The following is an 11,347-nucleotide window of genomic DNA, read 5'->3' on the forward strand; positions in this document are numbered from 1 at the left end:
GGGGTCGGTCCTGGGAGCGCTGCGGGCCACGTGGACCGCCCCGCCGCCCGACGAGGCGGCCGTGCTCCTCGAGGCGCTCGGCGCCCTGGCGGCGCAGGCGCTCGCGCGCGTGGCGGCCGACGAGCAGCGCGACCGGGCGCTCGCGGAGGTCGAGGACGCGCGGGCGCGCCTCGGCGTCCTCTCCGAGGTCGGGCGCGTCCTGGCCGCCGCCACGAGCTCGAGCGGCGAGGGGACGGGAACGGCCCTGGGCGGGACGGCCGCGGCCGACGCGGAGGTCCTCGAGACCGCCGCGGTGGACCGCTCGGTGGGCGAGCTGGCGCGCCTCGTCGTCCCGGCGCTCGCCGACTGGTGCCTCGTGCTGCTCGTGGACGAGCACGGTCGGTGGCGCGAGGGCGGCGCGGCCCACCGCGACCCCGCCCGGTCCGGCGAGGTGGCCGCCCTGGGCCGCGCCACCGTCCGGGGCCGCGGCGTGGGAGCGGCCCTGAGCGACCCGGTGCGCGCGCGGCGCCCGCTCGTCGTCGAGCGGATGACGGAGGAGGTGCTGCGGGCCGCCCTGCCCGATGCGGCGACCGCCGCGGCGTTCCGGGCGCTGGAGCCGCACGGCACCGTCGTGCTGCCGCTCGGCGTCCGCGGGCGCACCGTCGGGTCGATGCTCCTCGTGACGACCGGCGAGCGCGGGCCGCACACCGCCGCCGAGGTGGAGACGGCGACGGAGGTGGCGCGCCGCGCCGGCGCCGCTCTCGACGCCGCGGCCCTCTTCCGCGCGCAGAAGCGGCTGGCGGAGGGCCTGCAGCGCAGCATGCTCACGCCGCCGCCGCGACTGGAGCGGCTCGAGGTGGCGGTGCGCTACGAGCCGTCGGCGCGCCGCGCCGAGGTGGGCGGGGACTGGTACGACGTCCTCGTCCAGCCCACGGGCTCGCCGGTCGTCGTCATCGGCGACGTCATGGGTCACGACGTCGAGGCCGCGGCCGCCATGGGCCAGCTGCGCAGCCTGCTGCGGGGGATCGCCTACACGACCGACGAGCCGCCGGACGCCGTCCTCACGCGGACCGACGCCGCGATGGCGGGCCTGGGACTCACCACGACGGCGACCGCGCTGGTCGGGCGCCTCGACGACCTCGGGCCGCGGGGGTGGCGGCTCGTGTGGTCCAACGCCGGCCACCCCCCGCCCGTCGTGCTCCGCGCGGACGGGCGCGCCGAGGTCCCCGCGACGACCCACGACCTGCTCCTCGGCGTCCGGCCGACGACGCAGCGCAACCCGGTCTCGACCCTCCTCTCTCCCGGGGACGTCCTCGTCCTGTGCACCGACGGGCTCCTCGAGCGGCGCGACCAGGGCCTCGACGTCGGGCAGGCGCGGCTCCTGGAGGCGCTCTCGGCCCTCCCGGCCGACGTCCGCGGCTCCGCCCAGCGGCTCTGCGACGTCGTGCTGGAGGCCTGTGCGCCCGGCCCGCGGGAGGACGACGTGGCGCTGGTGGCCGTGCGCGTGCTCTGACGCCTCACGCCGGACGACCGGCCAGCCCGCCCTCGCCTCGCCTCGGGGCCGATGAGCCCTCGCCGCCGCGGCGGTCTGCACGGGCGTGGCGATGACGACGAGAGTGCTCAGCGTGTCCCTGCCCGTGGCCGACCAGGACCGGGCGCTGGCCTTCTTCACCGAGGTGCTGGGCTGCGAGCTGCGGGTCGACGAGGAGGCGTGGCCGGGGGCGCGCTACGTCGAGGTGGTGCCTCCGGGCTCCTCGGTGGGACTGGTGCTGCTGCCCCCCGACAGCCCGCTGCCGATGGCCGTGCGGCTCGGGACGACGGACGCCGCCGCGGCGCACGCCCGTCTCGCCGGCACGCCGGGCGTGGTGCTCCACAACCCGGAGGTCCTGCGCTGGGACGGCGTGCCGCCGATGTTCCACGTCGAGGACCCGGACGGCAACGAGCTGGTGTACCTCGAGGAGGACGGACCTGCCTGAGCCCGCTGAGCGGCGTCGGCGCTCCGCGCCCTACCGCTCCAGGACGAGCAAGTGCCCGGCCCCGCGCTGGAACTCGTGGGCGACGGCCTGCACCCGGGCGTCGACGCCGTCGCGCCGCAGGTCGGCGACCACGCCCTGGAGGAGATCCGGCAGCGCGTGCCCGCTCGCGTCGAGCAGCGGGTAGACGCGCACCTGCCGGCGGGCGACGCGGAGCATCTCGCGCAGCGCCGCGAGGTGGGCCGCGGCGTCGAGGCGGTCGGCGTACGTGAAGAGGAAGTGCGAGGAGAGCACGAGGTCGACCGCGCCGTCAGCCATCGGCAGGTGCGGCAGCGACGCCGCCACGTAGCGGTCCGGCTCGGCGCGGCGGTGGGCCACGAAGGCGGCCGCGGACGCGGCGCGGCGGTGCGTGAGGACCTCGGGGTCGCCGTGGTCGTCCCAGCGGTAGGCCTCGGAGCGGGCGGTCATCCAGGCCCGGCCCCTCTCCAGCTCCTCGCGCAGCTGCACCGCGAGGTCGGCGACGGGCCGGGCGTAGACCGGGTCGACGGCGCGGGCGTCGACCCCCGCGGCGCGGGCCGTGGCCGTGAAGCTCGACCCGCCCCCCGGGCAGTCGAGGACGCCGCCCGCCAGGTCGGCGTCCGAGAGGGCGAACATCGCCCGGTACTCCTCGGCGTCGCGCGAGCTGACGAGGTAGTCGCCGAAGGCGTCGGCGTCGGAGGCGTCGGGGGCGCTCACGCGCTGCCGCCGCCGGCCCCGACCCGTGCGCCCCTCACCCCCGCGCCCCTCATTCCTGCGCAGCAGGCGCCTCGGCGAGGACGGCGACGTCCTCGCGCCCCCGCCCGCCGTCGGCCACGGCGCGCAGGCGCTCGCGGACCGGCTCGAGCGCGCCGGGCAGCGCGCCGCCGTCCGCGGCGAGGTCGAGGTCCTTGAGGGCCAGCTCGGCGGGGAAGCCCGCCGGGTACTCGCCGCTCGTCATCATCGCGGCCTTGCCCAGGGCGTAGGGCATGCCGAGGGGCCCGCCGTCGAGGACCTCTCGCAGCGCCCCGGGGTCGGTGCCGAGCCGCTCGGCCAGCGCCAGGGCGTCAGCCATGACGGCCGTCGCCCCCGTCATCCACGCGTTGACGACGAGCTTCAGCGCGCTCGCCTCCTCGGCCCCGCCGACGTGCTGCACGCGCTGGCCGAGGTCGTCGAGCACGGGGCGCGCCCGGTCGAGCACCGCGGCGTCGCCGGCGACGAGCCACGTCAGGGCGCCGCGGCGGGCCGGGTCCGTGCTGCCCGACACCGGGGCGTCGAGGAAGGCGGCGCCGGCCGCGTCCGCCTGCGCGCGCAGCTCCCCGGCGGCGCGGGGGCCGACCGTGCTGGCCTGCACCCACACGGGCCCGTCGCCGCCGCCGAGCAGCGGCAGGAAGCGGACGGCGACGTCGGCGACCGCGTCGCCGTCGCGCAGGACCGTCAGGACCACGGCCGCGCCGTCCACGGCCTCCGCCAGGTCCGCCACGGCCCTGACCCCGTCCGCGCCGTCGGCCGCCTGCGCGGCGCGCTCCGGGGAGCGGTTCCACAGCCGGACGTCGTGGCCCTGCTCGCCGAGGCGCGCGGCCATGGCGGCGCCGAGGAGCCCGGCGCCCAGGACGGCGACGGGTGCGGGGGAGGGGGCGGCTTCGCTCATGGACCGATCCTCGCCCTCGCCGGGAGCCGGCGCCCGCGGTGCCTCAGGCGTGCCGGGCGCCCTCGTGGGCGGCGTGCCCCGCCGGCTCGAGCTGGAAGGTCGAGTGCTCGACGTCGAAGTGGTCGGCCAGGCACGCGCCGAGGGCGTCGAGGACCCGCCCCGAGCCCGCGCGGTCGAGGGCGTCCTCGGCGACGACGACGTGCGCCGACATGACGGGCAGGCCGCCGGTGAGGGTCCACACGTGGACGTCGTGGACGTCGAGCACGCCCTCGGCCGACAGGACGTGCGCGCGGACGTCCTCGAGGTCGACGCCCCGCGGCGTCGACTCCAGCAGGACGTCGAGGGTGTCGCGCAGCAGGGCGAGGGCGCGGGGGACGACGAGGAGCCCGATGCCCAGGGAGACGACGGCGTCGGCGCGCACCCAGCCGGTGAGCGCGACGACGAGGGCGGCCACGACGACGGCGACCGAGCCCAGCAGGTCGGCCAGGACCTCGAGGTAGGCGCCGCGGACGTTGAGGCTCTCGCCGGACCCCGCGTGCAGGAGCCGCAGCCCCACGACGTTGGCGACGAGCCCGGCCAGGGCGGCGACGAGCATCGGCCCCGCCGCGACGGGCTGGGGGTCGACGAGGCGGCGGACGCCCTCGACGAGGACGAAGGCCGCCACCCCGAGCAGCAGCAGCGCGTTCGTCGCGGCCGCGAGCACCTCGGCGCGCGCGAGGCCGAAGGAGCGCCTCCCCGTCGCGGGGCGCGCCGCCAGCACGGACGCCACGAGGGCCAGGCCCAGGCCCGAGGCGTCGGTGAGCATGTGCCCCGCGTCGGCGAGCAGCGCCAGCGAGCCGGACACCAGCGCGCCGACGACCTCCGCGACCATGACGACGAGGGTCATGACGAGCACCGCGGTCAGCCGTCCCCGGTGCCGTCCCGTCGCCGTCGCGCGCCCGTGGTCGTGCCCCATGCCCCCATGGTGGCCGAGGGCCCGCCCCGGCCGCGGGGCGGCGGCCCGCCGGGTCAGACGGCGCGCAGCAGCGGCGCCTCGTGCTCGGCGTCCACGCCGCCGTCGCCCGGCACCGTGCGGCGTAGCGCCGCGTAGACCGCGTCGGGCGTGAGGACGCCGAGGAAGCGGTCGCCGTCGAGGACGGGCAGCCAGCCCGCGTCGTGCTGGACGAGCTCGGAGAGGGCGCGGCGCAGGAAGTCCCCGATCTGCACGGTCTCCTCGAAGCGGCGCGCCACCTCCTCGACCAGCGCGTCGGGCGGGCACTCCTCGAGCGTCCGCGCGCCGACCCACCCGCGCAGGTCCCCGGCGTCGTCGACGACGACGGCGTAGGGCTCCGGAGCGCCGTCGATGACCCGGCGGGCGTCCGCCGCGCGGTCGGCCAGCCGGACGACGGGCGGGTGCACGAGGTCGTCCTCCTCCACCGGCTGAACGGCGAGACGGCGCAGGCCGCGGTCGCTGCCGACGAAGTCGGCGACGAACTGGTTGGCCGGCGCGCCGAGGACGGTCGCGGGCTCGGCGAGCTGCTCGAGCCGGCCGCCCTCGCTGAAGACGGCGATGCGGTCGGCCAGCCGGACGGCCTCGTCGATGTCGTGGGTGACGAAGAGCACGGTCTTGTGGAGCTCGGACTGGATGCGCCGGAACTCGCCCTGCAGGCGGTCGCGGGCGATGGGGTCGACGGCGCCGAACGGCTCGTCCATGAGGAGGACGTCGGGGTCGGCCGCCAGGCCGCGCGCGACGCCGATGCGCTGCTGCTGGCCGCCGGAGAGCTCGTGCGGGTACCGGTCGGCGTACTTCTCGGCCGGCAGGCCCACGAGGTCCATCATCTCGGCGGTGCGCTCCTTGCGGCGCCGCTTGTCCCACCCGAGCAGCCGGGGGACCGTCGCGACGTTGTCGCCCACGGTGAGGTGGGGGAAGAGGCCCACCTGCTGGATGACGTAGCCGATGCGGCGGCGCAGCTCGACCGCGCTGACGTCGGTGACGTCGTCGCCGTCGAGGACGATGCGCCCGCTCGTCGGCTCGACGAGCCGGTTGACCATCCGCAGCGTCGTCGACTTGCCGCACCCGGAGGGGCCCACCAGGGCGACCAGCTCGCCGCGGGTCACCTCCATGTCGAGGGAGTCGACCGCGACGGTGCCGTCGGGGTAGCGCTTGCCCAGGCCGTCGAGCCGGATCATGGCGTCTCCACTACCGTCGCGCCGGTGATGCAGGTCGCTGCCAGTCCCGTTCTGCACTCCGGGAGCGTCGCGGACAACTGCCTGGTGCGCAACGAGTGGTTGTGCCCGCTGTACGTGACGACCCGCTCCGACCAGATCCTCGCGGCGCTGCAGGAGCACGTCACGATCCTGCTCGTCACCCTGGTCGTGAGCGTGGTCGTCGCCCTGCCCCTGGGCGTGCTGGCCCACCGCACGGCGTGGATGCGCAGCCTCGTGCTGGGCGCCTCCACGGTCGTCTACACGATCCCGTCGCTGGCGATGTTCTCCCTCCTGCTGCCCGTCGTCGGCTTCGACGCCTCGACCGTCGTCGTCGCGCTCGTCCTCTACTCGCTCACGGTGCTCGTCCGCGGTCTCGTCGCGGGGCTCGACGCCGTCCCGACCGCGGCCGTGGACGCCGCCACGGGCATGGGCTACGGCCGGTGGCGGCTGCTGCGGGAGGTCGAGCTGCCCCTCGCCCTGCCGACGGCCTTCGCCAGCCTGAGGATCGCCGCGGTCTCGACCGTGGCCCTCACGACCATCGGCTTCCTCTTCGACTCCGGCGGCCTGGGCAACCTCATCTACTCGGGCCTCACGAGCAACTTCCGGGCGGAGGTCCTCATCCCGTCCATCATGTGCGTCGTGCTGGCGCTGCTCGTCGACGCCGTGCTGGTCCTGCTTCGACGGCAGCTGACCCCCTGGCGTCGGGGGGCGGCGGCGTGAGCGCGGTCGTGGACCACCTCCTGGACCCGGAGAGCTGGTCGGGCCCGGGGGGGCTCGTCAACCGGCTCGTCGAGCACGTCGGCATCAGCGCGCTCGCGCTGCTGCTCGCCGTCGTGGTCGCCGTCCCCGTCGGGCTCTGGCTCGGGCACCTCGGCCGCGGCGGGTTCGTCGCCCTCAACATCGGCGGCTTCGGGCGAGCCGTGCCGACCTTCGCGCTGCTCGTCGTCTTCGTGCTGCTGCCCGCGCCCTTCGGCGCCAACCTCCAGAGCTTCGTGCTGGCGCTCGCCCTCTTCACCGTGCCCCCGCTGCTGACGAACACGTGGACGGGCGTGCGCGAGGCCGACCGCGCCGCCGTCGACGCCGGTCGCGGGCTCGGCATGAGCGGGTGGCAGCTCCTGCGGCGCGTCGAGCTCCCGCTGGCGACCCCGCTGATGATGTCCGGGCTGCGGCTCGCCGCCGTGCAGGTCGTCGCGACGACGACCGTCATCGGGCTCGTCGGCGGCGGGAGCCTCGGCCGCATCATCAACCAGGGCTTCGTGAGCCAGGACCAGGCGCAGGTCGTCGTGGGCGCCGTCCTGGTGGCCCTCCTGGCCCTCGCCACGGAGCTCGGGCTCGGGGTCGTCGAGCGCCGCGCCGCGCGGCGCTCCAGCGGTCGCACCCGCTCGCAGGAGCCGGAGGAGGTCGACGACGAGCAGGGCCGTCGTCCCGACGAGGCCGGCGCGGGCACGTCCGCCCGCGGGGCGGCGCAGGCCTCCCGCTGACCGCCGCGGACGGCACGCGCACGGGCCGGGCGGCGCGTGACGCGATCGTGACGGCGCCGGGCCCACCCCGGCGCGACGGCGGCCCCGGCGCCGGGGTCTACTAGCGGATCGTGCGGGCCCGTCGGCCCGCGCCGGACACGCGCGGCCCGGAGCGGTCGCGGGACACAGAAGGCGAGACCCCGAGTGCGCACCCAGAAGCTCTTCCTGCCCGGCCTGCTGGCCGGCACCCTCCTGCTGTCCGCCTGCGGCGGCGGTGGCGACGCCTTCGAGGAGGCCGACGGCGGCTCCGGCGCGGAGGCGACCGACGGCGGCACGGGCGGCTCGATCGTCGTCGGCGGCGCCCAGTTCACCGAGATGTCGGTGATGGAGAACATGTACGCGCTCCTGCTCGAGGAGGCCGGCTACGACGTCGACCTGCAGACGGCCGAGCAGCGCGAGATCTACGCGCCGGCGCTCGTCAGCGGCGAGATCGACGTCGTGCCGGAGTACGCGGCGACCTTCGTGCAGTACCTCAACCGCGAGGCCAACGGTCCCGACGCCGAGGAGATCACGAGCAACGACGTCGACGAGACCATCGCCGCGGGCGAGCCCCTCGCCGAGGAGCAGGGCCTCACCTTCCTCGAGCCCGCCGAGGCGCAGGACGCCAACGGCTTCTACGTCACGCAGGCCTTCGCCGACGAGAACGGCCTCACGACGCTCTCCGACCTCGGCGAGCTCGGGCAGCCGATCCAGCTCGCCGCCGGCGACGAGTGCCTCGACCGGCCCTTCTGCGCCCCTGGTCTCGAGGAGACCTACGGCCTCGACATCACGGGTGTGACGGGCGACTCCTTCGCCAGCCTCACCGGCAAGCAGAAGGTCGTCGACGGGACGGCGCAGCTGGGCCTCACCGGCACGACCGACGGCACGCTCGAGGGCCTCGGGCTCGTCATCCTCGAGGACGACAAGGGCCTGCAGGCGGCGGACAACCTCGTGCCCGTCGTCAACGAGGAGACGGCGGGGGACCCGGCGGTCGCCGAGGCGCTCAACCAGCTCGCGCCCGTCCTCACGACCGAGGACCTCACGCAGCTCAACCTCCAGGTCGACGAGCAGCGGCTGCTGCCCGAGGACGTCGCCCGCGACTACCTCGTCGAGCAGGGGCTCATCGAGGGCTGACGTCGCCGCGGTCCCCGGGGCCGCACCACGACGACGAGGGCCCCGCCGCGACCGCGGCGGGGCCCTCGTCGCACTCGGGAGAGCGGGCGCTCGCGCCCCTCAGTGCTCGGCCCAGGGCCCCTCGTGGAGCTCCCCCACCTCCAGCACGGCGTCCACGCGGTTCTCCGTCGGGGGCAGCGGGCACGCCCACGCGGGGTCGTAGGCGCACGACGGCGGGTAGGCGAAGTTCAGGTCCAGCACGAGCCGCTCCCCGACGGAGCCGAGGTCGGCGCCCTTCACCGTGTCGAGCACGTAGCGCCCTCCGCCGTACGAGGCGCTGCCCGAGCCGCCGTCGCGCAGGGGGACGAAGAGCCCGCCGCCGTAGCCGACGAGCCACCACAGCGCGAGCGACCCGACCCCGGGCAGCTCGGCGGTCCCGGCCCGCTCGAAGGACACGACACCGTCCGTGCCCGTCCGGTAGGAGAAAGAGCCCCCCTCGGCGGCAGGCCCGGCCGTCCACGGCGTGACCTCGACCTCGTGGCGGTGCGCCGCGTCGTAGGGGGCGACCGGCAGGCCGGCGAAGCCCTCCCGGTGCTCGGGCAGGAGCGGGGAGGCCGGATGGCCGCCGAGGAGCTCGTCGCGGCCGCGGCGCCACGTCGCGTGCGCTGCCGCCGGGTCGCGCCCCGCCTCCTCGCGGACGGCGGCGTACAGGCGCTCGACGCGCCGCCGCCAGTCGAGGACGTCCAGGCGGGAGGACGCGTCGGGGGCGGAGGCGGAGGTCGTGGTCACCGTGCCACCCTCGCACCCGGCGCCCCGGACGGCAGGGCGCCGGGGTGGGCGGGCCTCAGGACGACGCAGGGCGGGGATGACGTGGCAAGAGCGGACGACGGGGTCTTCGACCCCGAGGGCGTGAGCTGGACGCGGGTGTCGCCGCGGCTGGCGACGGTCCGGCGGGTGGGCAGCGCCATCGGCGCGCTGGTGCCGCTGGTGCCGGCCGTGCTGCTCGCCGTCCTCCTCGACCGGTGGTGGATCCTCCTGCTCTGGCTGCCCTTCGCCGCCGTCGGGGTCCTGCGCCAGGTCGTCATCGGGCGCCAGGTCGCGGCCATCGGCTACGCCGAGCGCGACGACGACCTCCTCGTCCGCCAGGGCCTCCTCTTCCGGACCCTCGTCGTCGTGCCCTACGGCCGCATGCAGTACGTCGACGTCACCGCCGGGCCGGTCGACCGGTGGGTGGGCATCGCCACGGTCCAGCTCCACACCGCCTCGGCCGGCACCGACGCGAGCATCCCCGGGCTGCCGCCCGCCGAGGCCGAGCGGCTGCGCGACCGCCTCGCCTCCCGCGGCGAGGCCCGGATGGCGGGCCTGTGACGGCAGGACCGCCGCCCGGGGCCGGCGACGTCGCGGAGCCCGACCGTCCGGGCGATCCCCACCTCAGCACCCCGGACCCGAGCACCCCGGACCCGAGCACCTCGCCCCCGAGCACCCCGCCCCCGGGCGGCGCCGCGGACCCGCCGGACGACGTCGCCGCCGCCGCGGCCACCGGCGTCCGCGACCCCGAGCCGGCGCCCGAGGCCGACGGCACGTGGAAGCGCATGCATCCCGTCACCCCGCTGGTGCGGGGGTGGGCGGTCCTCGCCGTCCTCCTCTTCTTCGTCGTCCAGCAGCGCGGCGAGCGCGCCTTCTCGCCCGGCGACGGCGGGGGCGGCGGCGACGCCTTCGGGCGCTTCCAGCTCCTCTTCACCCTCGGCCTCGTCGGTGTCGGCGCGCTCGTCGTCGCCGCGTGGGCGTACGTGACCTGGCGCTTCACCCGCTTCCGGGTGGGGGAGGAGGTCGTCGAGCTGCGCACCGGCGTCCTCTTCCGCCAGCACCGGCGCGTCCGCCTGGACCGCCTGCAGGCCGTCGACGTCGTCCAGCCGCTCGTAGCGCGGCTGACGGGCCTGTCCGAGCTCAAGCTCGAGGTGGCGGGCGGCAGCGGCTCGGACGTGTCGCTGGCCTACCTGCGCTCGGCCGACGCCCAGCGCCTGCGCCGCACGCTGCTGGCGCGGGCCGCCGGCGTGCAGGTGGACGAGACCGGCGAGGCGCCCGAGGCGCCCGAGCGGGAGGTGCTGCAGGTCCCGGTCGACCGGCTCCTGCTGAGCATGCTGCGCTCCGTGTGGCCGGTGATCGGCGCCGTCGCCCTCGTCGTGCTCGTCGTCGTCGTGGTGGTGACGGGGGAGGCCGGCATCGCCTTCGGCCTCGTCCCCGCGGCGCTCGGCGTGGCCACCGGGGTCTGGGGCGCCTTCTCCCGCGGCTTCGGCTTCCGCATCGCCGCGTCACCGGACGGGCTGCGCCTGCGCCACGGCCTCACGGAGACGCGCGCGCAGACCGTGCCCCCGGGGCGGGTGCAGGCCGTCCGGCTGCGGCAGCCGCTGCTGTGGCGCGGCCCGGACTGGTGGGCCATGGAGATGGACGTGGCCGGGTACGCGGGCGGCGGGGCCGACGACGCCGGCAAGGAGACGGTGCTCCTGCCCGTCGGCACGCGCGCGCAGGCCGTCGAGGTGCTGTCCCTCCTCCTGCCCGACCCGGGCTGCGAGGACCCGGCGGGCGTCCTGGGGGCGGGGCTCGAGGGCACCGGCCGCACGCACGGCTGGGTCGACGCCCCCCGCTCGGCGCGCTGGCTGGACCCGGTGGCCTGGCGCCGGCGCGGCTACCGCACCACCGGCACGGCGCTGCTCGTGCGCAGCGGCCGCCTCGTGCGCCAGCTCGACGTCGTGCCCCACGAGCGCACGCAGAGCCTGGGCCTGGAGCAGGGGCCGCTGCAGCGCCGGCTCGACCACCCGCAGGTCGGTCCGATGACCCTCAACCGCGAGCGGCTGACCATCAACGGCACCGACGACCAGATGCTCGTCGTCTTCCACCCCGACGCCGGCTCCGGCGACGCGGACCAGCTG

Annotated in this window: 12 protein-coding genes; 7 read left to right on the top strand and 5 right to left on the bottom strand. The window is 76.8% G+C overall.

Features of this window, described 5'->3' with window-relative positions:
- Together HLB09_RS07910 and HLB09_RS07915 are read left to right on the top strand one after the other, a co-directional pair.
- A partial coding sequence (locus HLB09_RS07910) for a PP2C family protein-serine/threonine phosphatase (protein WP_212770740.1) occupies positions 1–1,492 on the top strand: 1,492 nt, incomplete at its 5' end.
- 112 nt (positions 1,493–1,604) lie between these two features.
- On the top strand, positions 1,605–1,955 hold the full coding sequence (locus HLB09_RS07915) for a VOC family protein (protein ID WP_322790076.1): 351 nt from the start codon (positions 1,605–1,607) through the stop codon (positions 1,953–1,955).
- A 30-nt stretch (positions 1,956–1,985) separates the two neighbouring features.
- Here the strand turns inward: HLB09_RS07915 and HLB09_RS19900 are convergent, their stop codons facing one another.
- Genes HLB09_RS19900 through HLB09_RS07935 form a run of 4 tightly spaced genes read right to left on the bottom strand, consistent with a single transcriptional unit; the run spans position 1,986 to position 5,787 of the window.
- The gene (locus HLB09_RS19900; RefSeq protein WP_212770741.1) at positions 1,986–2,687 is read right to left on the bottom strand and encodes a methyltransferase domain-containing protein; all 702 of its coding nucleotides are present in this window, start codon (positions 2,685–2,687) and stop codon (positions 1,986–1,988) included.
- A gap of 49 nt (positions 2,688–2,736) precedes the next feature.
- Positions 2,737–3,618 carry an NAD(P)-dependent oxidoreductase gene (locus tag HLB09_RS07925; protein WP_171202850.1) on the bottom strand — a complete coding sequence of 294 codons (882 nt, stop codon included), beginning with the start codon at positions 3,616–3,618 and terminating at the stop codon, positions 2,737–2,739.
- A gap of 43 nt (positions 3,619–3,661) precedes the next feature.
- The gene (locus tag HLB09_RS07930; protein ID WP_171202851.1) at positions 3,662–4,573 is read right to left on the bottom strand and encodes a cation diffusion facilitator family transporter; all 912 of its coding nucleotides are present in this window, start codon (positions 4,571–4,573) and stop codon (positions 3,662–3,664) included.
- A gap of 53 nt (positions 4,574–4,626) precedes the next feature.
- A complete protein-coding gene (locus HLB09_RS07935; RefSeq protein WP_171202852.1) occupies positions 4,627–5,787 on the bottom strand; it encodes an ABC transporter ATP-binding protein in 1,161 nt (386 codons plus the stop codon).
- 27 nt (positions 5,788–5,814) lie between these two features.
- Between HLB09_RS07935 and HLB09_RS07940 the strand changes: the two genes are divergently transcribed.
- The 3 genes from HLB09_RS07940 to HLB09_RS07950 all read left to right on the top strand — a co-directional run bounded on the left by HLB09_RS07940 (position 5,815) and on the right by HLB09_RS07950 (position 8,438).
- The gene (locus HLB09_RS07940) at positions 5,815–6,525 is read left to right on the top strand and encodes an ABC transporter permease (protein WP_171202859.1); all 711 of its coding nucleotides are present in this window, start codon (positions 5,815–5,817) and stop codon (positions 6,523–6,525) included.
- The gene (locus tag HLB09_RS07945) at positions 6,522–7,286 is read left to right on the top strand and encodes an ABC transporter permease (RefSeq protein WP_171202853.1); all 765 of its coding nucleotides are present in this window, start codon (positions 6,522–6,524) and stop codon (positions 7,284–7,286) included. Before HLB09_RS07940 ends, HLB09_RS07945 begins: the two co-directional genes overlap by 4 nt.
- Positions 7,287–7,469: 183 nt before the next feature.
- A complete protein-coding gene (locus HLB09_RS07950; protein WP_171202854.1) occupies positions 7,470–8,438 on the top strand; it encodes an ABC transporter substrate-binding protein in 969 nt (322 codons plus the stop codon).
- A gap of 99 nt (positions 8,439–8,537) precedes the next feature.
- Here HLB09_RS07950 and HLB09_RS07955 read toward each other — a convergent pair whose 3' ends face one another.
- On the bottom strand, positions 8,538–9,206 hold the full coding sequence (locus HLB09_RS07955) for a DUF1684 domain-containing protein (protein ID WP_171202855.1): 669 nt from the start codon (positions 9,204–9,206) through the stop codon (positions 8,538–8,540).
- Between the two features lie 81 nt (positions 9,207–9,287).
- Between HLB09_RS07955 and HLB09_RS19905 the strand changes: the two genes are divergently transcribed.
- Both HLB09_RS19905 and HLB09_RS07965 read left to right on the top strand, forming a co-directional pair.
- Positions 9,288–9,785 carry a PH domain-containing protein gene (locus tag HLB09_RS19905; protein ID WP_171202856.1) on the top strand — a complete coding sequence of 166 codons (498 nt, stop codon included), beginning with the start codon at positions 9,288–9,290 and terminating at the stop codon, positions 9,783–9,785.
- Positions 9,782–11,347 (top strand): PH domain-containing protein (locus tag HLB09_RS07965; protein WP_171202857.1); only part of this gene is annotated, 1,566 nt, incomplete at its 3' end. The genes HLB09_RS19905 and HLB09_RS07965, both read left to right, overlap by 4 nt.

It is taken from the genome of Pseudokineococcus marinus, assembly GCF_013004605.1.
Taxonomy (GTDB): Bacteria; Actinomycetota; Actinomycetes; order Actinomycetales; family Quadrisphaeraceae; genus Pseudokineococcus; species Pseudokineococcus marinus.